Annotated in this window: 23 protein-coding genes; 21 read left to right on the forward strand and 2 right to left on the reverse strand. The window is 68.4% G+C overall.

Annotation, left to right across the window (positions count from 1 at the left end):
• The first annotated feature begins 172 nt into the window (after positions 1 to 172).
• From A5650_RS20600 to recN, 6 genes are read left to right on the forward strand one after another with little or no spacing between them, the layout of a single operon-like run.
• Positions 173 to 955 (forward strand): tetratricopeptide repeat protein, encoded by a 783-nt coding sequence (locus A5650_RS20600; protein ID WP_231992690.1) that lies wholly within the window; start codon positions 173 to 175, stop codon positions 953 to 955.
• Between the two features lies 1 nt (position 956).
• Complete coding sequence (locus A5650_RS20605) at positions 957 to 1,979, forward strand: HAD-IIA family hydrolase (RefSeq protein WP_067295957.1); 1,023 nt, start codon at positions 957 to 959, stop codon at positions 1,977 to 1,979.
• Between the two features lie 8 nt (positions 1,980 to 1,987).
• Positions 1,988 to 2,164, forward strand: a complete 177-nt coding sequence (locus A5650_RS27185; protein WP_090277879.1) for a hypothetical protein — start codon at positions 1,988 to 1,990, stop codon at positions 2,162 to 2,164.
• Between the two features lie 5 nt (positions 2,165 to 2,169).
• On the forward strand, positions 2,170 to 2,973 hold the full coding sequence (locus A5650_RS20615; protein ID WP_067295962.1) for a TlyA family RNA methyltransferase: 804 nt from the start codon (positions 2,170 to 2,172) through the stop codon (positions 2,971 to 2,973).
• Positions 2,970 to 3,893 (forward strand): NAD kinase, encoded by a 924-nt coding sequence (locus A5650_RS20620; RefSeq protein ID WP_082950859.1) that lies wholly within the window; start codon positions 2,970 to 2,972, stop codon positions 3,891 to 3,893. Before A5650_RS20615 ends, A5650_RS20620 begins: the two co-directional genes overlap by 4 nt.
• The gene (gene recN / locus A5650_RS20625) at positions 3,893 to 5,650 is read left to right on the forward strand and encodes a DNA repair protein RecN (protein ID WP_067295965.1); all 1,758 of its coding nucleotides are present in this window, start codon (positions 3,893 to 3,895) and stop codon (positions 5,648 to 5,650) included. Before A5650_RS20620 ends, recN begins: the two co-directional genes overlap by 1 nt.
• On the opposite strand, the gene A5650_RS20630 is transcribed toward recN, so the two are convergent.
• The gene (locus A5650_RS20630; protein WP_067295967.1) at positions 5,647 to 6,222 is read right to left on the reverse strand and encodes a TetR/AcrR family transcriptional regulator; all 576 of its coding nucleotides are present in this window, start codon (positions 6,220 to 6,222) and stop codon (positions 5,647 to 5,649) included. The genes recN and A5650_RS20630 overlap by 4 nt on opposite strands.
• A 31-nt stretch (positions 6,223 to 6,253) precedes the next feature.
• Here A5650_RS20630 and A5650_RS20635 point away from each other — a divergent pair, with 31 nt between their 5' ends.
• The 6 genes from A5650_RS20635 to xerD all read left to right on the forward strand — a co-directional run bounded on the left by A5650_RS20635 (position 6,254) and on the right by xerD (position 12,304).
• Positions 6,254 to 6,634 carry a VOC family protein gene (locus A5650_RS20635; protein WP_067295972.1) on the forward strand — a complete coding sequence of 127 codons (381 nt, stop codon included), beginning with the start codon at positions 6,254 to 6,256 and terminating at the stop codon, positions 6,632 to 6,634.
• 81 nt (positions 6,635 to 6,715) lie between these two features.
• On the forward strand, positions 6,716 to 7,900 hold the full coding sequence (steA, locus tag A5650_RS20640; RefSeq protein WP_067295975.1) for a putative cytokinetic ring protein SteA: 1,185 nt from the start codon (positions 6,716 to 6,718) through the stop codon (positions 7,898 to 7,900).
• A 9-nt stretch (positions 7,901 to 7,909) separates the two neighbouring features.
• On the forward strand, positions 7,910 to 8,848 hold the full coding sequence (locus tag A5650_RS20645; protein ID WP_067295978.1) for a copper transporter: 939 nt from the start codon (positions 7,910 to 7,912) through the stop codon (positions 8,846 to 8,848).
• Between the two features lie 135 nt (positions 8,849 to 8,983).
• Positions 8,984 to 10,747, forward strand: coding sequence for a CTP synthase (pyrG, locus tag A5650_RS20650; protein ID WP_067295981.1), 1,764 nt, complete (start codon positions 8,984 to 8,986; stop codon positions 10,745 to 10,747).
• A complete protein-coding gene (locus A5650_RS20655) occupies positions 10,740 to 11,360 on the forward strand; it encodes an NUDIX domain-containing protein (RefSeq protein WP_067295983.1) in 621 nt (206 codons plus the stop codon). The genes pyrG and A5650_RS20655 overlap by 8 nt, the downstream gene beginning before the upstream one ends.
• Complete coding sequence (gene xerD / locus A5650_RS20660; protein ID WP_067295986.1) at positions 11,357 to 12,304, forward strand: site-specific tyrosine recombinase XerD; 948 nt, start codon at positions 11,357 to 11,359, stop codon at positions 12,302 to 12,304. Before A5650_RS20655 ends, xerD begins: the two co-directional genes overlap by 4 nt.
• Positions 12,305 to 12,402: 98 nt before the next feature.
• On the opposite strand, the gene A5650_RS20665 is transcribed toward xerD, so the two are convergent.
• The gene (locus tag A5650_RS20665; RefSeq protein WP_067295989.1) at positions 12,403 to 13,155 is read right to left on the reverse strand and encodes an O-methyltransferase; all 753 of its coding nucleotides are present in this window, start codon (positions 13,153 to 13,155) and stop codon (positions 12,403 to 12,405) included.
• 138 nt (positions 13,156 to 13,293) lie between these two features.
• Here A5650_RS20665 and A5650_RS20670 point away from each other — a divergent pair, with 138 nt between their 5' ends.
• The 9 genes from A5650_RS20670 to A5650_RS20705 all read left to right on the forward strand — a co-directional run bounded on the left by A5650_RS20670 (position 13,294) and on the right by A5650_RS20705 (position 20,575).
• Complete coding sequence (locus A5650_RS20670; protein WP_067295991.1) at positions 13,294 to 14,166, forward strand: ParA family protein; 873 nt, start codon at positions 13,294 to 13,296, stop codon at positions 14,164 to 14,166.
• Positions 14,167 to 14,174: 8 nt separating this feature from the next.
• Positions 14,175 to 15,011 carry a segregation/condensation protein A gene (locus A5650_RS20675; protein WP_082950865.1) on the forward strand — a complete coding sequence of 279 codons (837 nt, stop codon included), beginning with the start codon at positions 14,175 to 14,177 and terminating at the stop codon, positions 15,009 to 15,011.
• A gap of 103 nt (positions 15,012 to 15,114) precedes the next feature.
• Positions 15,115 to 15,753, forward strand: a complete 639-nt coding sequence (gene scpB / locus A5650_RS20680; protein WP_067296055.1) for an SMC-Scp complex subunit ScpB — start codon at positions 15,115 to 15,117, stop codon at positions 15,751 to 15,753.
• Positions 15,746 to 16,489 carry a pseudouridine synthase gene (locus tag A5650_RS20685; RefSeq protein ID WP_067084589.1) on the forward strand — a complete coding sequence of 248 codons (744 nt, stop codon included), beginning with the start codon at positions 15,746 to 15,748 and terminating at the stop codon, positions 16,487 to 16,489. Before scpB ends, A5650_RS20685 begins: the two co-directional genes overlap by 8 nt.
• The gene (cmk, locus tag A5650_RS20690; protein WP_067295997.1) at positions 16,486 to 17,169 is read left to right on the forward strand and encodes a (d)CMP kinase; all 684 of its coding nucleotides are present in this window, start codon (positions 16,486 to 16,488) and stop codon (positions 17,167 to 17,169) included. Before A5650_RS20685 ends, cmk begins: the two co-directional genes overlap by 4 nt.
• Positions 17,166 to 18,581 carry a ribosome biogenesis GTPase Der gene (gene der, locus A5650_RS20695; RefSeq protein WP_067296000.1) on the forward strand — a complete coding sequence of 472 codons (1,416 nt, stop codon included), beginning with the start codon at positions 17,166 to 17,168 and terminating at the stop codon, positions 18,579 to 18,581. Before cmk ends, der begins: the two co-directional genes overlap by 4 nt.
• Positions 18,582 to 18,668: 87 nt before the next feature.
• On the forward strand, positions 18,669 to 19,436 hold the full coding sequence (locus A5650_RS20700; protein ID WP_197501934.1) for a sulfite exporter TauE/SafE family protein: 768 nt from the start codon (positions 18,669 to 18,671) through the stop codon (positions 19,434 to 19,436).
• A gap of 19 nt (positions 19,437 to 19,455) precedes the next feature.
• Entirely contained in the window at positions 19,456 to 19,599 is a 144-nt protein-coding gene (locus tag A5650_RS26955; protein ID WP_197501933.1) for a hypothetical protein, read from the forward strand.
• 64 nt (positions 19,600 to 19,663) lie between these two features.
• The gene (locus A5650_RS20705) at positions 19,664 to 20,575 is read left to right on the forward strand and encodes a sulfite exporter TauE/SafE family protein (protein WP_067296007.1); all 912 of its coding nucleotides are present in this window, start codon (positions 19,664 to 19,666) and stop codon (positions 20,573 to 20,575) included.
• Positions 20,576 to 20,607 lie beyond the last annotated feature (32 nt).

The following is a 20,607-nucleotide window of genomic DNA, read 5'->3' on the forward strand; positions in this document are numbered from 1 at the left end:
CCGGAAGCTAAGCCTGCCAGCGCCAATGATACTGCCCCACACGGGCGGAAAAGTAGGACACCGCCGAACACAAATTAGGATTACCCCCCACAATTGCGTGGGGGGTAATTCTATTTCGCGGCAAGCTATTACGTATTATCGCGAGACTCGTCCATCGGGTAGAAAGGCATACGTGGCTGAGGACAGAAGGGGCGGCGCCGACGGGCGCCGTCCGCAGCGTTCGGCACCGCGCAGCTCCGGTCCGAACCGAGCCCGCAGGGCACAACCCAAGCCCGACCGCGAGCCCCGTCAGTCATCGGGTCCGCCGATACCCTACGGCATCGAACCCAGGCAGCTCGCGCCCGATGTCCGCGGTGAACTCACCACGCTGGACCGCAACACCGCCGACTTCGTCGCCCGCCACTTGGTGGCCGCCGGCCAGATCATCGACGAGGATCCGCAGGCCGCGCTCGAGCATGCGCGGGCCGCGCGTGCCCGCGCCGCCCGCATCCCCGCGGTACGCGAAGCCGTCGGCATCGCCGCCTACCACTGCGGGGACTGGGCGCAGGCCCTCGCCGAACTGCGCGCCGCTCGGCGGATGGGCAGTCGATCGTCACTGCTGGCGCTGATCGCCGACTGCGAACGCGGCGTCGGCCGCCCGGAACGCGCGATCGAACTCGCTCGCAGCCCGGAAGCCACACAACTCACCGGCGACGAAGCCGACGAGCTGCGGATCGTCGTGGCCGGTGCCCGCTCGGATCTCGGCCAACACGAGCAAGCCCTGGCGCTTTTGTCGACACCCCAGCTGGACGCGACGCGAACCGGACACACCGCGGCACGCCTGTTCTATGTGTACGCCGAAACGCTTCTCGCCCTTGGTCGCAACGAGGACGCGCTGCAATGGTTCATCAACGCCGCGCGGGCCGATCTGGAGGGTGCGACGGACGCCGAAGAGCGCATCACGGAGCTCTCCTGAGGTGACCGCACTCGCCGAAGAGCACGATTGCCTCCTCCTGGATCTCGACGGCACCGTGTTCCGTGGCCACGAAGCCACCATCGGTGCAGTCGATACCTTAGCGACGATTCGAGCCCGGACTCTCTACGTCACCAACAACGCCTCGCGTGAACCCGCCGACGTCGCCGAGCACCTCAATGCCCTCGGCTTCAGTGCCGTCGCCGACGACGTCGTCACCAGCGCACAGAGCGCCGCGCGGCTGCTGGCCTCCCAATTACCCGCTGGTGCAGGAGTTCTCGTCGTCGGAACCGATGCGCTCGCCGCCGAGGTCAGCCGCATGGGCCTCAAACCCGTCCGGCAGTGGTCGGACGAACCGGTCGCCGTCGTCCAGGGACACTCACCGCAGACCGGTTGGCCCGACCTCGCCGAAGCGGCCCTGGCGATCCGCGCCGGCGCGCTGTGGGTGGCGGCCAACGTCGACCTGACCCTGCCCTCGGAACGCGGCCTGCTGCCCGGCAACGGCTCCATGGTGGCGGCGTTGCGCGCGGCGACCGACCGCGAACCGCAGGTGGCGGGTAAGCCGCAGCCGACCCTGCTCACCGATGCCTTGGCTCGCGGCACATTTCAGACGCCGCTGGTCGTCGGCGACCGCCTCGACACCGATATCGCCGGAGCCAACGCCGCCGGGCTGCCCAGCCTGCTCGTGCTCACCGGCGTCAGCACCGCTGCCGACCTCATCCGCGCCCACGCATCCGAACGGCCGACCTATCTGGCCGCCGACCTGCGATCGCTCGGTTCCGCTGCCGACGCGCTGCGCATCGGGGACCACCCGGCCTGGCGCGTCGACGCCGACTCGGCCTCGGTGACCGTGCACTCCACCGGCGGTGACCCCGGCGATGCGCTCTCGGTGGTGCGGGCGGCGGCCCACGCCGTGTGGAACGCTCGCATCGACGGCCGGTCGGTGACCGTCAGCGCCGGCGACGACACCGCGCACCAGGCCCTGCAGCGGTGGTCCCTGCTTCCCCAGCCGAATCAGCTAGCGTGAACCTCGACATGAGTACCGATCCCGAACAGATTCGCGCCCGGATCGCGGAGTTGCTGGCAGACCTGCCCGACCCCGCGCAGGAGGGTGTCAACCTGGCCGACGCCGACATCGAGCTGCTTGCGGCACGGCTTGAAGAGGCGCACGACGTGCTCGTGCAGGCGCTCGAGTCGGTCGAGAAGGGCTGAGCGCCGTGGCACGGCGCGCGCGAGTGGACGCCGAGTTGGTGCGACGGGGACTGGCCCGATCCCGCCAGCAGGCGGCCGAGCTGATCGGTGCGGGACGGGTGAGCATCGACGGAATGCCGGCCGCCAAACCCGCCACCGCCGTCGTGATCACGTCCAACCTCACGGTCGAGGGCACCGACGAACGCACTTGGGTGTCGCGCGGCGCGCACAAACTGATCGGCGCACTGGACGCCTTCGGCCTCTCCGTCGACGGCAAGCGGTGCCTGGACGCCGGCGCCTCGACGGGGGGCTTCACCGAAGTGCTGCTCGACCGCGGTGCCCGCGAGGTGATCGCCGCCGACGTCGGCTACGGCCAGCTGGCGTGGTCGCTGCGCAACGACCCGCGGGTCGCCGTGATGGAACGCACCAACGTCCGCGAGCTGACGTCCGACGCTATCGGCGGCCAAGTCGACCTGATCGTCGCCGATCTGTCGTTCATCTCGCTGTCCACAGTGCTACCGGCGCTGACATCCTGCGCGGCACCCGACGCCGATATCGTTCCGATGGTGAAACCGCAGTTCGAGGTCGGCAAGGATCGGGTCGGCGCAGGAGGCGTGGTCTCCGATCCGGCACTGCGCGCCGACGCGGTACTCTCGGTGGCCCGCCGCGCCGCCGAGATGCGCTGGTATCCCGTCGCGGTAACCGCGAGCCCGCTTCCGGGCCCGTCCGGCAACGTCGAATACTTCCTGCATTTGCGAAAGGACACCGGGCTCACGGGCGAGGAGCTCGAAGACGCCGTGCACACCGCCGTCGCGGAGGGACCGCAGTGAACGCCGACCGCACGATCCTGATGGTGGTACACACCGGACGCGATGAAGTCACCGAGGTCGCTCGTCGCGTACAGAAAACCCTCGGCGACAACGGAATCGGGCTCAAGGTCCTCTCGGCCGAGGCGGTCGACCGCGGACCCGTTCACCTGTCGCCCGACGACATGCGCGCCCTCGGTGTGGAGATCGAGGTGGTCGACGCCCAGGAGCGCGCCGCCGAAGGGTGCGAACTCGTCCTGGTCCTCGGTGGCGATGGCACCTTTCTGCGCGCCGCCGAACTCGCACGCAATGTCGAAATCCCGGTGCTGGGAGTCAATCTCGGCCGCATCGGGTTTCTCGCCGAGGCCGAGGCCGATTCCATCGATACGGTGCTCGAGCGAGTCGTCAACCGCGACTACCGCGTCGAGGAGCGGATGACGCTCGACGTCGTAGTGCGGGTGAACGGGGAGATCGTCGACCGCGGCTGGGCGCTCAACGAGGCCAGTCTCGAAAAAGGGCCCCGCCTCGGGGTGCTGGGAGCGGTCCTCGAAGTCGACGGGCGCCCGGTGTCGTCGTTCGGCTGCGACGGGGTGCTGGTGGCGACGCCGACCGGGTCGACGGCGTGGGCGTTCTCGGCCGGCGGCCCGATCGTGTGGCCCGAGCTGGAGGCAATTCTCGTGGTGCCGAACAACGCTCACGCGCTGTTCGCCCGCCCGATGGTCACCAGTCCCGAGGCCGCCATCGCGATCGAGGTGGAAGCCCGCGGACACGACGCGCTGGTGTTCTGCGACGGCCGCCGCGAGATGGTGGTGCCCGCCGGGGGGCGGTTGGAGGTCACCCGCTGCGGGACCCCGGTGAAGTGGGTGCGCCTCGACAGCGCACCGTTCACCGACCGCCTCGTGCGCAAGTTCCGGTTGCCGGTCACGGGGTGGCGCGGTCAGTAGTGCTTTCCGAGATCCGAATCGAGTCACTCGGTGCGATCAGCACCGCGACCGCCGAGTTCGACCGCGGTTTCACGGTGTTGACCGGCGAGACTGGGACGGGCAAGACGATGGTGGTCACCGGACTGCACCTGCTCGGCGGTGCCCGCGCCGACGCCACCCGGGTGCGATCCGGCGCCAACCGCGCGCTGGTCGAAGGACGGTTCACCACAACCGAACTCGGTGACGGCGTGGCGTCGCAGGTCGACGAGATCCTCGAGAGTTCGGGCGCCGAACGCGACGACGACGGCAGCGTGATCGCCGCCCGCTCGGTCAGCCGAGACGGCCCGTCGCGGGCCTACCTCGGGGGTCGCAGCGTCCCGGCGAAGTCGCTGAGCAGCTTCACCGCCGAACTGCTCACCCTGCATGGGCAGAACGACCAGCTGCGATTGATGCGGCCCGAGGAGCAACGCGCCGCCCTCGACCGGTTCGCCGACGTCGAGACGCAGTTGAAGCGGTACCGCCGCGTGCGCGAGGAGTGGCTGGCGACCCGACGCGACCTGCTGGACCGCACCCAGCGGGCACGCGAAATGGCGCTCGAGGCCGACCGGCTGAAGTTCGGGCTCAACGAGATCGATGCCGTGGCACCGCAACCCGGCGAGGACAATGCGCTCGTCGACGACATCCGACGGCTCTCCGAACTCGACGCCTTGCGCGATGCCGCCCAGGTCGCCCGTGCCGCGCTCGCAGGTCCTGACGACCCCACGCCCGACGCGATGTCGGCTACTCACGGTGTCGCACAGGCCAAGTCGGCACTCGAGGCGACGGGTGACACCGCCTTGACCGGGCTGGCGCAGCAGCTCAGCGAAGCCGTCGCGGTGATCACCAACGTCAGCAGCGAACTCGGCACCTATCTGTCGGGGTTGCCGACCGACACCAGCGCGCTGGAGACGAAGCTGGCGCGCCAGGCCGAACTGCGTTCCCTCACCCGCAAGTACGCCGCCGACATCGACGGCGTGCTCGACTGGGCTCGCGAGTCCCGGGACCGCCTGGCACAGCTCGACGTGTCTGAAGAAGCGCTGGCCGGCCTTCAGCGACGCGTCGACGAACTCGAGGCCAAAACCGTCTACGCCGCAGCCGAATTGACCAGGGCACGCAACAAAGCGGCCAAGGGGTTGGCCAAGGCGGTGACCGCAGAGCTGTCCGGGCTGGCCATGACCGGCGCGGTGTTCACCGTGTCGGTTGGCCCGCTGTCAGCCCGTGCCGACGACTCGGCGCCCGTCGTGTTGTCCTCAGGTGAGACCGTGCACGCCGGGCGCGACGGCGTGGACAACGTCGAGTTCGGGTTCAGCGCTCACGGCACCGACGTACTGCCGTTGCACAAGAGCGCGTCGGGCGGTGAGCTCTCGCGGGTCATGTTGGCCCTCGAGGTCGTGTTGTCCGCATCGGCCGAGGGCACGACGATGGTGTTCGACGAGGTCGACGCCGGTGTCGGGGGACGGGCCGCGGTCCAGATCGGCCGTCGGTTGGGTCGGTTGGCCCGCACCCATCAGGTCATCGTCGTCACCCACCTGCCTCAGGTCGCCGCGTATGCCGACGTGCACCTTGTCGTCGCGGGAGACGGCGGGAAGAAGGCGAGCGGGGTGCGCCGCCTCGACGACGATGAGCGGGTAGCCGAGCTGGCGCGCATGCTTGCCGGGCTGGGTGAGTCGGACAGCGGGCGCGCCCATGCCCGAGAACTGCTCGAGGCCGCGCAGAAGGAGCGCGCTGAAGGCGATTAGCCGCCCAGCATCGTGTCGACCAGTGCCTTGAGGAACTCCTCGCCGGCGGGTTCGTCGGTCGCCAGCCGGCGGTAGAACAGCGCGCCCGACAGCGCCACCGAAGCGGCCTCGGGATCGACGCGCGCGGGAAACTCCCCGTCGTCGACACCCGACGCGATCGTGTCGGTGAGCCGACGGCGCCGCTGCGCCGAATACGTGCGAAAGAACCGGCGGATCTCCGGCTCGGTCTCCGCGGCGTGCACAAGGGCCGGGATACAGGCCGAGACCGCAGAGTCACTCAGAGCGCGGGCGAGGTGCGCGAGCAGGATCTCGACCCGCTCGCGGGCCGTCCCCGTGGGCGCTTCGCGACCCGGGTCCGGTTGGACGTTGAGTGTCTCGAGCGCATCGGCGATCAATGCAGCCTTGTCCGGCCAGTGCCGGTAGAGGGTGCTCCGGCCGACGCGTGCGCGGGTGGAGACCGACTCCATCCGGAAACCCGCATATCCAGCGTCGGCGAATTCATCGAGCGCTGCGCGGAGGATGGCCCTGCGGGAGTGCTCGACGCGCGGATCGGCCTGGCGACTTTGGGACATAGGTGTATCATAACTGCCAGGAGGTGCGATTATGACAGGCATTAGTGTTCGCTACATCGTGGACGACGTCGACGCCGCCGTCCGCTTCTACACCGACAAGCTGCACTTCGAGGTGGCCATGCGCCCCGGACCCGGGTTCGCCATGCTCCGTCGCGACGAGTTGAGGCTCCTTCTGAACTCGCCCGGTGGCGGAGGCGGCGCGGGCCAGTCGCTCAGCGACGGCAGCCGTCCCGCTCCCGGCGGATGGAACCGAATCCAATTGAAAGTCAACGACCTTGACGACGCCGTGAGCCGACTCGCCGAGTCAGGTGTTCAGCTGCGCGCCGACGTCATCACCGGCCGCGGCGGCCGGCAGGCTTTGGTCTGCGATCCCTCCGGCAACCTCGTGGAATTGTTCGAACCGATCCGCTGAGCTGTTACGTGTGTGACAAAAGGGACAGATGATACGGCGCGCCTCCGACAGATAGTCCGCTGATCTCGACAAAATCGGCGCATGAAGATGTCAGCGCTGCTATCTCGCAATGCCAGCTCACGCCCGGGCATCACCGGCACGGCCCGGGTCGACCGCGACATCGATCGACTCCTGCGGCGCATCACCCCCGGCGACATCGTCGTCATCGACGCGCTTGACCTGGATCGGATCACGGCCGACGCGCTGGTCGAGTCCGGCGTCACGGCCGTTGTCAACGCATCTCCGTCCATCTCCGGGCGGTATCCGAACCTCGGGCCGGAGGTTCTGGTCGCGAATGGGATCACGCTGATCGACGACACCGGCGACGACGTCTTCAAGAAGGTCAAGGACGGCGCGCGGGTGCGGCTCCACGACGGCGGGGTCTACACCGGCGACCGCTGCCTCGTGCAGGGCGTCGAGCGCACCGACCACGAGATCCACGAGTTGATGCACGAGGCCAAGAGCGGGCTGGTGGCCCACCTCGAGGCGTTCGCCGGCAACACCATCGAGTTCATTCGCAGTGAGAGCCCGCTGTTGATCGACGGGATCGGCATCCCCGACATCGACGTCGACCTCAACCGGCGCCATGTGGTGATCGTCGCCGAGGACGTCGACGCCGCCGTCGACCTCAGGGCGCTCAAACCGTTCATCAAGGAATACCAACCGGTGCTGGTCGGCGTCGGCACCGGAGCCGACGTGCTCCGCAAGGCCGGCTATCGGCCGCAACTCATCGTTGGCGACCCCGACAAGATGAGCGCCGAGGTGTTGCGGTGCGGGGCGCAGGTGGTGCTTCCCGCCGACGCCGACGGGCACGCCGCCGGGCTCGAACGAATCCAGGACCTGGGGGTCGGCGCGATGACGTTCCCCGCTGCGGGATCGGCGGCCGACCTGGCGCTGCTGCTCTGTGACCACCACGGTGCGTCACTGATCGTCACCGCCGGCCACACCGCGAGCATCGAGGAGTTCTTCGACCGGGCCCGCCAGCAGAGCAACCCGTCGACGTTCCTGACCCGGCTCAAGGTCGGGGAGAAGCTCGTCGACGCCAAGGCCGTTGCCACGCTGTACCGCAGCCGGGTGTCAGGCGGCGCCATCGCGCTGCTGGTGCTCGCCGTACTGATCGCGGTGATCGTCGCGCTGTGGGTGGCGCGCGTCGATGCCGCGATGCTGGACTGGATCGCCGATTACTGGAACCGCTTCTCGCTCTGGGTCCAGGGCTGGGTCACCTAGGAGCACCCGATGATATCCCTACGTACACACGCGATTTCGCTGGCGGCGGTGTTCCTCGCGCTCGCCATCGGTGTCGCCCTCGGCTCGGGGTTGTTGTCCAACACTGTGCTCTCGGGTCTGCGCGACGACAAACACGAACTGCAGGACCGGATCAACTCCCTGACCGACGAGCGCAACGGACTCAACGAAAAGCTCGGTGCGGCAGGGGAGTTCGACGCCCAGATGTCACCGCGCATTCTTCGTGACACGTTCGTTGACAAGTCGGTGGTGCTCTTCCGCACTCCGGACGCCTCCGACGACGACGTCGACGCGGTGACGCGACTGGTCGGTCAGGCCGGTGGCACGGTCAGCGGGACGGTGGGTCTCACGCCGCAGTTCGTCGAGGCCCACGCCGCCGAGAAGCTGCTGTCGGTCGTCAATTCACCGATCGTGCCCGCCGGCAAGCAGTTGAGCACGACGTCGGTCGACCAGGGCTCGCAGGCCGGTGACCTGCTGGGCATCGCACTGCTGATCAACCGCGACCCCAAGGTGCAGACCGTCGACGACACCCAACGCGAAACGGTGCTCGCGACGCTGCGGGACACCGGCTTCATCACCTACGGCGACCGGGTCGGCGCGGCGAACACCGCGCTGATCGTGACCGGCGGCCCGCTGGGCGACGACGCCGGTAACCGCGGCGCAACAGTCGCCCGATTCGCCGGCGGGCTTGCCCCACACGGCACGGGCACGGTGCTGGTGGGCCGCGACGGCTCGGCGTCGGGTACCGCGGCGATCGCCGTGACCCGCGCGGACCCCGCGCTGACTTCGGCGGTGACCACGGTCGACGACGTTGACACCGAGGCCGGCCGCATCACCTCGGTGCTGGCGTTGAGTGATCTGGTCAACGGCGGACGGCCTGGCCAGTACGGCATCGGCCAGGGGTCGACGTCGGTCACCGTCCCGCAGTGACGCTCGGGCCCTCGGCGCGTCACCGACGGGGTGTCGGCCTCGGTGTTAGGGTGGGGTTCCGTGGGTCGGCAGGCCCCAAACTAGGAATCAGCCTAGGAACGTAAGCCCTGCCCGTCGTCACGGAGGTGCCTTTCAGTGAAACCCTTACGCAAGCACCCCCAGACGGCCACCAAGCACCTCTTCGTCACCGGCGGCGTCGTCTCCTCGCTCGGCAAGGGTCTCACCGCGTCGAGCCTCGGCCAACTGCTGACCGCGCGCGGACTGCAGGTGACGATGCAGAAGCTCGACCCCTACCTCAACGTCGACCCGGGCACCATGAACCCGTTCCAGCACGGTGAAGTGTTCGTCACCGAGGACGGCGCCGAGACCGACCTCGACGTCGGGCACTATGAGCGCTTCCTCGACCGCAACCTGTCCGGATCGGCGAACGTCACGACGGGACAGGTGTATTCGTCGGTAATCGCCAAGGAACGCCGCGGCGAGTACCTCGGCGACACCGTGCAGGTGATTCCGCACATCACGGACGAGATCAAGGCCCGCATCCTCGAGATGGCCACGCCGGACGTCGACGGTCGTCGCCCCGATGTGGTGATCACCGAGATCGGTGGCACTGTCGGCGATATCGAATCGCTGCCGTTCCTGGAGGCCGCGCGGCAGGTCCGCCACGAGGTGGGCCGCGAGAACTGCTTCTTCCTGCACTGCTCGCTGGTGCCGTACATGGCGCCGTCGGGGGAGTTGAAGACCAAACCGACGCAGCATTCGGTGGCTGCTCTGCGCAGCATCGGTATCACCCCAGACGCGCTGATCCTGCGGTGCGACCGTGATGTGCCCGAACCGCTGAAGAACAAGATCGCGCTGATGTGCGACGTCGACATCGACGGCGTCATCTCCACCCCCGACGCGCCCTCGATCTACGACATCCCCAAGGTGCTGCACCGCGAGGAACTCGACGCGTACGTAGTGCGTCGGCTGAATCTGCCGTTCCGCGACGTCGACTGGACGCAGTGGAACGACCTGCTTCAGCGCGTGCACGAACCGCACGAGACGGTGCGAATCGCGTTGGTGGGCAAGTACATCGACTTGTCGGACGCCTATTTGTCGGTGGCCGAGGCGCTGCGGGCGGGCGGGTTCGCGCACCGGGCCAAGGTAGAGATGCGCTGGGTGGCCTCCGACGACTGCGAGATCGACGGCGACGCGGCCGCGGCGCTGGCCGACGTGCACGGCGTACTCATTCCGGGCGGCTTCGGCATCCGCGGCATCGAGGGCAAGATCGGCGCGATCCAGTACGCCCGCAAGCGTGGCCTGCCCGTGTTGGGCCTGTGCCTGGGCCTGCAGTGCATCGTGATCGAGGCGGCTCGTTCGGTCGGCATCGCCGACGCCAACTCCGCGGAGTTCGATCCGACCACCCCGCACCCGGTGATCTCCACGATGGCCGATCAGCGTGACGCCGTCGCCGGCGAGGCCGATCTCGGCGGCACCATGCGTCTGGGCGCGTATCCGGCTGTGCTGGAAGCCGGTTCGATCGTCGCCGCGGCCTACGACGCCACCGAGGTGTCGGAGCGGCATCGTCACCGCTATGAGGTGAACAACGAGTACCGCGACCGCATCGGCGAGAGCGGTCTGCGGTTCTCCGGGACGTCCCCGGACGGGCACCTCGTCGAGTTCGTCGAATACCCGCGCGACGTGCATCGCTTCATCGTTGGCACCCAGGCGCACCCCGAACTCAAGAGCAGGCCCACCCGGCCGCATCCGCTGTTCGTCGCGTTCGTCGGGGCGGCGCTCGACTACAAGGCGGAGGAGCGGCTCCCCGGTATGGACATCCCCGAGCAGCGCTCCAACGGCGTCGAGCATGCCGACAAGGTGGGAGCCCTCCTGCAAGAGCCCGCGACCCGTGGCTGACCACGACTTCGAGACGGTCGCCTCCGAAACCCTCTACGTCGGGAAGATCTTCGCGTTGCGCGCCGACGAGGTCCGCATGCCCGGCGGGCACACCGCCCGCCGCGAGGTCGTCGAGCACTACGGCGCCGTCGCTGTGCTCGCGATGGACGACGACCGCAACATCGCGATGGTCTACCAGTACCGGCATCCGCTGGGGCGACGCCTCTGGGAGCTGCCCGCCGGCCTGCTCGACCTCGGCGGCGAACCGCCACACGTGACCGCCGCGCGCGAACTCAAGGAAGAGGCCGGGCTGTCGGCCATCGCCTGGCGGGTGCTGGTCGATCTGGACTCCGCGCCGGGCTTCAGCGACGAGAGCGTGCGGGTGTACCTGGCCACCGGGCTTAGCAACGTCGGGCGCCCCGATGCCCACGACGAGGAAGCCGACCTGACGCTGCGGTGGTATCCGCTCGAGGAGGCGGTGCGCCTGGTGTTTGCGGGCGAGATCGTGAATTCCATTGCAGTGAGCGGCATTCTGGCCGTCCACACCGTCACGAACCCCGGCTCGCTGCGGGACGTCGACGCGCCGTGGATCGATCGCCCCACCTCATTCGGTCGCCGTCAGGGGCATCCGTGACGACCTTCACGTCCGCGCTCGAAAGTCAGGTCCAGGGTTATCTCGACCACCTGACCATCGAACGCGGTGCGGCGGCCAACACGTTGAGCTCCTACCGGCGCGACCTGCGTCGCTACATCGAACACCTGACCGCGCGCGGCGTGGACGACCTGACCAAAGTGACCGAAACCGATGTCAGCGAGTTCCTGGTGGCGCTGCGCCGCGGCGACGCCGAGGCGGGCATGGCTCCGTTGTCGGCCGTCTCTGCCGCGCGAGCGCTGATCGCGGTGCGCGGTCTGCACCGCTTCGCCGCCGCCGAGGGGCTGACCGAGCTGGACGTCGCCTCGGAGGTCAGGCCGCCGACCCCGAGCAGGCGGCTGCCCAAGAGCCTGTCGATCGACGAGGTGCTCGCCCTGCTCGAGGCCGCGGGCGGCGACAGCGGCGCCGACAGCCCGCTCACGCTGCGTAACCGGGCACTGCTCGAACTGCTGTACTCGACCGGAGCCCGGATCTCGGAGGCGGTCGGCCTCGACGTCGACGACGTCGACACCCGTGCGCGCTCGCTCCTGCTGCGCGGCAAGGGCGGCAAACACCGGCTGGTCCCGATCGGCAGGCCCGCCGTCACCGCGCTGGACGCCTACTTCGTGCGTGGGCGCCCGGATCTGGCTCGCCGCGGACGGGGCACCCCCGCGATCTTCCTCAACGCCCGCGGCGGGCGGCTGTCGCGGCAGAGCGCGTGGCAGGTGCTGCAGGATGCCGCCGAGCGGGCCGGCATCACCGCCGCGGTGTCGCCGCATGTGCTGCGGCACTCGTTCGCCACGCATCTGCTCGACGGCGGCGCCGACGTGCGCGTGGTGCAGGAGCTGCTCGGCCACGCCTCGGTGACGACCACGCAGATCTACACCATGGTCACCGTCAACGCTCTGCGGGAGGTCTGGGCCGGCGCACATCCGCGGGCGCGCTGAGGGTCACCCAAACAGCGCGAGCAGACGCAAAACTGCCGGAAATTCCGCGGTGATTTTGCGCAGTTTCCGCCTGCTTGCGGAAAGAGGCGGAAAAGAGGTCAGCCCCGGTAGCGCGACTCGAGCACCAGGTCGGCGAGCATCGTCTGATACTCCGCATGGGTCTTGTGCTCGACGGTGTCGAACAGCTTGCCCTGTTGCCGCCGCATGTACTCGCGGTACTTCGGAGCCCCCGGCACCTTGACGTTGTCGGCGACGACCACGGATCCGGGGTGCAGCCAGCTGCGATCCAGGATGCTCTGCAGGTCGGTCAGGTACGCGTCCTTGTCGTGGTCGAGGAACAGCACGTCGAGCAGTCCCGGGCCGAATCCGTGCTCGGAGCCCAGCGCGTCGAGCGTGCGACCGCCGTCGCCGATCGTGCCGACGACACACGTGACGCGGTCGGCCACACCCGCGTGCGCCCAGATGCTGCGGGCGATCTCCGCGTTGGCCTCGGCGAGTTCGACCGAATAGATCCGCGCCGACGGTGCCGCCCTGGCCAGACGCAGCGCGCCGTATCCGCAGTAGGTGCCGAGCTCGAGCACCAACTGCGGGTCCGCGCCGCGCACCGCGGCGTCGAGGATCGCGCCCTTCTCATCGCCGACGTTGATCAGGAACGATTTCTCATAGGCGAACCGGTCGATCGTGGCGATGACGTCGTCGATGTCGTTGCGCCGCGCATTGGCCAGCACGTAGTCGCGGGCGGCCGCCTCGCGGCCGTCGCCAATCTGACCGGTCGTGAAGATGTTGCGCGCGCCAACGGCCATCCGCAGGAACGACCATCTCAGCAGCGGAATCCGTTGCCTCAAGCCCATGGCGTCAGCTTAGGACGCGATGCGGTGCATTCGGCTTTCAAGTTGCCCGCGGGTCTGGCTGACCTGCGCCGTTCCTGCCGTTAAACTTGCCCGGATGTCCGCCATGTCTGTGAACTGCCTGACCAGCGACGGTCTGGTATGAGCGACGACGCAGGGGGCGGCGGAACGCCGGAACCGATTGGCCTGACCGGCCGTCCACCCCGGAGCATTCCCGAACCGGAGCCGAGGACGACGCACGGTCCGGCCAAGGTCATCGCGATGTGCAACCAGAAGGGTGGGGTCGGTAAGACCACGTCGACGATCAACCTCGGCGCCAGCCTCGCCGAGTACGGCCGTCGCGTGCTGCTCGTCGATCTCGACCCTCAGGGCGCGCTGTCGGCGGGCCTGGGGGTGCCGCACTACGAACTCGAACACACCGTGCACAACCTGCTGGTCGAACCCCGGGTGTCGATCGACAACGTGCTGATCCACACCCGCGTCAAGAACCTCGACCTGGTGCCCAGCAACATCGACCTGTCGGCTGCTGAGATCCAGCTGGTCAACGAGGTGGGTCGCGAGCAGTCGCTGGCCCGTGCGCTGTACCCGGTGCTGGACCGCTATGACTACGTTCTGATCGACTGCCAGCCCTCGCTCGGGTTGCTCACCGTGAACGGCCTGGCCTGCAGCGACGGAGTGATCATCCCGACCGAGTGCGAGTTCTTCTCGCTACGCGGCCTGGCGCTGCTGACCGACACCGTCGACAAGGTGCACGATCGGCTGAACCCCAAGCTGTCGATCAGCGGCATCCTGATCACCCGCTACGACCCGCGCACCGTAAACTCTCGGGAAGTCATGGCCCGTGTAGTGGAGCGCTTCGGCGACCTCGTATTCGACACCGTCATCACCCGTACGGTGCGTTTCCCCGAGACCAGCGTCGCCGGTGAACCGATCACCACGTGGGCACCGAAATCCGGTGGGGCGCAATCATATCGATCGCTGGCTCGCGAGGTCATCCACCGGTTCGGCGCGTGAATGACGCGGTGACGGAGACCGAAGCCGCGGCAACCACGGATTCGGATGAATCTCCGCAGTCGGGTTTCCAGGTTCGGCTGAGTAATTTCGAGGGTCCGTTCGACCTGCTCCTGCAGTTGATCTTCGCGCACCGCCTCGACGTCACCGAGGTGGCGCTGCACCAGGTCACCGACGATTTCATCGCCTACACCAAGGCGATCGGCCGCCAGCTGGAGCTCGACGAGACCACCGCGTTCCTGGTGATCGCCGCGACCCTGCTCGACCTGAAGGCCGCTCGGCTGCTGCCGGCCGGCGAGGTGCACGACGAAGAGGATCTCGCCCTGCTCGAGGTGCGGGACCTGCTGTTCGCTCGGCTGCTGCAGTACCGCGCGTTCAAACACGTCGCCGAGATGTTCGCAGAACTGGAGGCCGCGGCGCTACGCAGCTACCCGCGCGCCGTGGCGCTGGAGGAACGCTTCTCGCAGCTGCTGCCCGAAGTGATGATCGGCGTCGACGCCCAGGACTTCGCGCAGATCGCCGCGGCGGCGTTCACGCCGCGGCCGGTGCCGACCGTGAGCACCGAGCATCTGCACCATGCGGCGGTGTCGGTGCCAGAGCAGATCGGTAACCTGATGGCGCTGCTGGAGAGCCGGGGGATCGGCCAGTGGGCGTCGTTCCGGGATCTGGTCGCCGACTGCGACGCCCCGATCGAGATCGTCGGACGGTTCCTGGCGCTCCTCGAGCTCTACCGCGCCAGGGCGGTAGCATTCGAACAACCTGAACCGCTTGGTGTGCTGCAGATTTCGTGGACCGGTGAGCGGCCGACACATCAACAGCTGGCGGTGGAAGAAAATCAGTATGGATAGCGAAGACCACGACAACCTCGACGAGGTCGCGACGGACCTCGACCACGAGGGCGTCGCGGCCGACAGTGCCGGTCTGGGAATCGACGTCGCCGAACCGCCCGAGATGGACGACGGTGAACTCGGCGCGGTGCTCGAGGCGCTGCTGCTGGTGGTCGACACACCGGCGACCGTCGAGCAGCTGGCGCTGGCGATCGAGCAGCCGCCCTACCGTGTCGCGGCCAAACTCCAGGCGATGGCGCAGCAGTACAGCGACCGCGACAGCGGCATCGACTTGCGTGAAGCCGGTGGTGGCTGGCGGATGTACACCCGGTCGCGCTACGCCCCCTACGTGGAGCGGTTGCTGCTCGACGGCGCCCGCTCGAAGCTGACCCGCGCGGCGCTGGAGACGCTCGCCGTGGTGGCCTACCGGCAGCCGGTGACGCGCGCCCGGGTGAGCGCGGTGCGCGGGGTCAACGTCGATGCGGTGATGCGCACGCTGGTGGCCCGCGGCCTGATCACCGAGGCGGGCACCGATCCCGACTCGGGCGCGGTGACTTTCGCCACCACGGAACTGTTCCTCGAACGGCTGGGGCTGACGTCGCTGGCCGATCTTCCCGACATCGCCCCGCTGCTGCCCGACGTCGACGTGATCGACGATCTCAGCGAAACCCTCGACGAAGACCCGCGTTTCATGAAGCTCAGCGGCGCGCCGGCACCCGAACAGCCGCTGTCGTTCGACGTGGACACCGATGCGAATGGCTGAGTCCGAGGGCGTGCGACTGCAGAAGGTGTTGTCGCAGGCCGGAATTGCGTCGCGCCGGGTGGCCGAGAAGATGATCAGGGACGGCCGCGTCGAAGTCGACGACCGCATCGTCACCGAGCTGGGCACCCGCGTCGACCCCGAGGTCTCGGTGATCCGGGTCGACGGCGCGCGGGTCACGGTCGACGACACCCTGGTGCACCTGGCGATCAACAAACCCAAGGGCATGCACTCGACGATGTCCGACGACCGGGGCCGCCCGTGCATCGGCGACCTCGTCGAGCACCGGGTCCGCGGAAACAAGAAGCTGTTCCACGTCGGTCGGCTCGACGCCGACACCGAGGGGCTGATGCTGCTGACCAACGACGGCGAGCTGGCGCACCGGCTGATGCACCCGTCGTTCGAGGTGCCCAAAACGTACCTGGCCACCGTCCTGGGCGCGGTTCCGCGCGGGCTGGGCCGCGAACTGCGCAACGGCGTCGAGCTCGACGACGGGCCGGCGCGGGTCGACGACTTCGCCGTCGTCGACAAGGCTCCCGGCAAGACCCTGGTGCGGGTGACGTTGCACGAGGGCCGCAAGCGGATCGTGCGCCGAATGCTCGCCGCCGTCGGCTATCCCGTGCAGGAGCTGGTGCGGACCCACATCGGCACCGTCGCGCTGGGTGAGCAGCGTCCCGGCAGCATCCGGGTGCTGACGCAGAAGGAACTCGGCGAGTTGTACAAGGCGGTCGGCCTGTGACATCACTGGTGATCGCCGTCGACGGCCCCGCCGGAACCGGGAAGTCCACGGTGTCAAGGGGTTTGGCGCGTGAACTGAACGCTCGCTATCTCGATACCGGAGCGATGTACCGGATCGTGACGCTGGCGGTGCTGCGTGCCGGGGTCGATCTCGCCGACGCCGAAGCCGTCGCCTCGGCGGCCGCCGCTGTTGAACTCGTGGTGGGTCACGACCCCGACGAAGACCGCTCTTATCTTGACGGAGAAGACGTTTCGGCCGAGATCCGCGGTGACGCGGTGACCCAGGCGGTGTCTGCGGTCTCGGCGGTGCCCGCGGTGCGCACGCGGCTCGTCGACATCCAACGGCAGCTGGCCACCCGGCAGGGCAGTGTCGTCGTGGAGGGCCGCGACATCGGCACGGTCGTGCTACCCGACGCCGACGTGAAGATCTTCCTGACCGCGTCGGCCGAGGAGCGAGCGTGGCGCCGCAATGACCAGAACAAGGCGGCCGGGCTGGCCGACGACTACGAGGCGGTGCTGGCCGACGTCAAGCGACGCGATCACCTCGACTCCACGCGAGCGGTGTCGCCGTTGCGGCCCGCCGACGACGCCGTCGTCGTCGACACCAGCGCGATGACGCAGCCCGAGGTGATCGAACATCTGACGCACCTCGTGCGGGAGCGGGCAGGAGTGCAGCGATGAGCGAGGACGGCACCTGGGTCGACGAAAGCGATTGGGAGATCGCAGGAGACATCCCAGGAGACATCGCCGAAGCCATCGAGGAGGCGGCCGCAGCGCCGCCGGTCGTCGCCGTCGTCGGGCGCCCGAACGTCGGTAAGTCCACGCTGGTGAACCGCATCCTGGGCCGGCGCGAAGCCGTCGTGCAGGACGTGCCCGGGGTGACCCGTGACCGCGTGTCCTATGACGCGCTGTGGCTGGGCCGTCGGTTCGTTCTGCAGGACACGGGTGGTTGGGAGCCCGACGCGAAGGGCCTGCAGCAGCTGGTCGCCGAGCAGGCGTCGGTCGCCATGCGCACCGCCGACGCGATCATCTTCGTCGTCGACTCGGTGGTCGGCGCGACCTCCGCTGACGAGGCGGCCGCGAAACTGCTTCAGCGCTCGGGTAAGCCGGTGTTCCTGGCGGCCAACAAGGTCGACAGCGAGCGCGGCGAGGCCGACGCCGCGATGCTGTGGTCGCTGGGTCTGGGTGAGCCGCACCCGATCAGCGCCATGCACGGCCGCGGGGTGGCCGATCTGCTCGACACCGTGATCGACGCGCTGCCCACGGTGTCAGAGATGTCGAGCGGTGGGGGAGGACCGCGCCGGGTTGCATTGGTGGGCAAGCCGAATGTGGGCAAGAGCTCACTGCTGAACCGGCTGGCGGGCGATCAGCGCTCGGTGGTCCACGACGTCGCGGGCACCACGGTCGATCCGGTCGACTCGCTGATCGAGATGGACGGCAAAGTGTGGCGGTTCGTCGACACCGCGGGTCTGCGGCGCAAGGTTGGCCAGGCGAGTGGACACGAGTTCTACGCGTCGGTGCGCACGCACGGCGCCATCGACGCGGCCGAGGTGGCGATCGTGTTGATCGACGCCTCGCAGCCGCTGACCGAGCAGGACCAGCGCGTGCTGTCGATGGTGATCGAGGCCGGCCGGGCGCTCGTGCTCGCATTCAACAAGTGGGACCTGGTCGATGAGGACCGGCGCAACCTGCTGGACCGTGAGATCGACCGCGAACTCGTGCAGCTGCAGTGGGCGCCGCGGGTGAACATCTCCGCGAAGACCGGTCGCGCGGTGCAGAAGCTGGTGCCCGCGTTGGAGAAGTCGCTGGAGTCGTGGGACACCCGCGTGCCGACGGGCCGTCTGAACACGTTCTTCAAGGAAGTGATCGCGGCGCATCCGCCGCCGGTGCGCGGTGGTAAGCAGCCGCGGATCCTGTTCGCGACCCAGGCGACCGCCCGGCCGCCAACGTTTGTGCTGTTCACCACCGGTTTCCTGGAAGCGGGTTATCGGCGGTTCCTGGAGCGGCGACTGCGCGAGACGTTCGGCTTCGAGGGCAGCCCGATCCGGATCAACGTGCGGATGCGCGAGAAGCGGGGATCGCGCTCGCGGTGATGGGGATTTCGGTGCGTAATCAATCGCTGCGCGACCAGTACCGCACCGAAACCGCTTAGTAGAGTTGCGCCAGTGCCCGTCGTCGACATGGTCCTCATCGCATTGGCGGGCTTGGGAGCCGGCGCGATCAACACGCTTGTCGGCTCCGGCACTCTGATCACGTTTCCGACGCTGGTGACGCTGGGTTATCCGCCCGTGACGGCGACGATGTCGAACGCCATCGGTTTGGTGGCCGGCGGGGTGTCGGGCACCTGGGGATACCGCCGCGAATTGCGGGGGCAGTGGCACCGGCTGCGCTGGCAGATCCCGGCGTCGTTCGCCGGAGCGGTGCTCGGCGCGTGGCTGCTGCTGCACCTGCCGGAGACGGTGTTCGAGCAGGTCGTCCCGGTGCTTCTGATCGCGGCGCTGATGCTGGTGGTCATCGGCCCGCGGATCCAGTCGTATGCGCGGACACGGGCCGAGGCCGCGGGGCAGTCCGCCGAGCACGTGTCGCGGCGCCGCATGGCCGCCGTCGTCTTCGCGACGTTCGCGGTCGGGATCTACGGGGGCTACTTCACCGCGGCACAGGGGATCCTGCTGATCGCCGCAATGGGTGCACTGCTGCCCGAGAACATGCAGCGCATGAACGCCGCCAAGAACCTGCTGTCGCTGGTGGTCAACGTGGTCGCGGCCGTGGCGTACACGCTGGTGGCGTTCGACCGGATCAGCTGGGCGGCGGCCGGGTTGATCGCGCTGGGTTCCCTGGTCGGTGGCTTCCTCGGAGCCCGCTACGGTCGTCGACTCTCACCCAACGCGTTGCGTGCGGTCATCGTGGTGGTGGGAATCATCGGTCTGTACCGATTGCTGACTGTCTAGAGCACTTGGGTACGGTTGCATGAAGCCGTCTGAGCAGGAGAGGGGGAGCGCGGTGGCCGAACGCCGATTCCGCACCGCGCCGTCGGCCCTCTGCGCCCTCGAGCCGTTCTGGCCGTCACGGCGGATCATCGCCTTCGACGAGTGGTGTCGCGCGCGCATCTGATTCCGCGCCACCCGTCCGTCCGTCGCGCTCCTCGCGCTGACCACTTTCGAAAGCAGTCGAACGTATGCGTTCGCTTCTGATATTCACGCTCGTCGGTGTCGGAGCGCAGTTGGTGGACGGCGCGCTGGGCATGGCGTTCGGCGTGACGGCCTCCACGCTGCTGGTGCTGAGCGGACTCGGCGCCGCGCAGGCGAGTGCTGCCGTGCACCTGGCGGAGGTCGGCACGACCCTGGCGTCCGGTCTGTCGCACTGGCGATTCAAGAACATCGACTGGTCGATCGTGCTGAAGCTTGGCCTGCCCGGTGCGATCGGGGCCTTCGTCGGTGCGACCGTGCTGTCGTGGCTGTCGACGGAGCACGCCGCCCCGCTGATGGCGGCGATCCTGGTCGCGATCGGTGCCTACGTGCTGCTGCGGTTCTCGCTGCGCAACCCGCCGGTGATGCGACACGGCGAAACGCCGCACACGGCGAAGTTCCTGAGTCCGCTCGGTCTGTTCGGCGGGTTCATCGATGCGTCCGGTGGCGGCGGTTGGGGCCCGGTGACGACGAGCACGCTGTTGTCCCGCGGTAAAACCGCCCCGCGCACGGTGATCGGTTCGGTCAGTGCGTCGGAGTTTTTGGTGGCGGCGTCAGCGTCGGCCGGTTTCGGTGTGGGGCTGCGCGAGGAATTCGTTCAGAACCTGCCGGTGGTTCTCGGCCTGGCCGTGGGTGGCGTGATCGCCGCCCCGTTCGCTGCCTGGCTCGTCAGCCGGATACGGCCTGCATTGCTGGGTACCGCCGTCGGCGGTGTGATCGTGCTGACCAACAGCCAGAAGCTGGTGCACTACTTCGGTATCCAGTGGCCGTGGTCGACAGGGGTTTACACGCTGATCGTGATCGCCTGGGCGGCAGCGCTTTACGTGGCGTGGCGGTACCGCCGGCCGGTGGCGTCGGTGCCGGCGGCCGACGACGCCCAAAGCGTCGCTGTCGGCGGGTGAGTGGGCCCGCTCTCCGCAGGGTCGCATCGGTG

The organism is Mycobacterium sp. 1164985.4 (assembly GCF_001668575.1).
Classification (GTDB): domain Bacteria; phylum Actinomycetota; class Actinomycetes; order Mycobacteriales; family Mycobacteriaceae; genus Mycobacterium.

Excerpts from the sequence above, each read along its gene's own strand:
- A5650_RS27185 (WP_090277879.1), top strand. The coding sequence starts at position 1,988 with ATGAGTACCGATCCCGAACAGATTCGCGCCCGGATCGCGGAGTTGCTG.
- A5650_RS20645 (WP_067295978.1), top strand. The coding sequence starts at position 7,910 with ATGATATCCCTACGTACACACGCGATTTCGCTGGCGGCGGTGTTCCTC.
- A5650_RS20630 (WP_067295967.1), bottom strand. The coding sequence starts at position 6,222 with ATGTCCCAAAGTCGCCAGGCCGATCCGCGCGTCGAGCACTCCCGCAGG.
- scpB (WP_067296055.1), top strand. The coding sequence starts at position 15,115 with ATGGACGACGGTGAACTCGGCGCGGTGCTCGAGGCGCTGCTGCTGGTG.
- der (WP_067296000.1), top strand. The coding sequence starts at position 17,166 with ATGAGCGAGGACGGCACCTGGGTCGACGAAAGCGATTGGGAGATCGCA.
- A5650_RS20705 (WP_067296007.1), top strand. The coding sequence starts at position 19,664 with ATGCGTTCGCTTCTGATATTCACGCTCGTCGGTGTCGGAGCGCAGTTG.
- A5650_RS26955 (WP_197501933.1), top strand. The coding sequence starts at position 19,456 with ATGAAGCCGTCTGAGCAGGAGAGGGGGAGCGCGGTGGCCGAACGCCGA.
- A5650_RS20635 (WP_067295972.1), top strand. The coding sequence starts at position 6,254 with ATGACAGGCATTAGTGTTCGCTACATCGTGGACGACGTCGACGCCGCC.
- A5650_RS20670 (WP_067295991.1), top strand. The coding sequence starts at position 13,294 with ATGAGCGACGACGCAGGGGGCGGCGGAACGCCGGAACCGATTGGCCTG.
- A5650_RS20665 (WP_067295989.1), bottom strand. The coding sequence starts at position 13,155 with ATGGGCTTGAGGCAACGGATTCCGCTGCTGAGATGGTCGTTCCTGCGG.
- steA (WP_067295975.1), top strand. The coding sequence starts at position 6,716 with ATGAAGATGTCAGCGCTGCTATCTCGCAATGCCAGCTCACGCCCGGGC.
- A5650_RS20700 (WP_197501934.1), top strand. The coding sequence starts at position 18,669 with ATGGTCCTCATCGCATTGGCGGGCTTGGGAGCCGGCGCGATCAACACG.
- A5650_RS20685 (WP_067084589.1), top strand. The coding sequence starts at position 15,746 with ATGGCTGAGTCCGAGGGCGTGCGACTGCAGAAGGTGTTGTCGCAGGCC.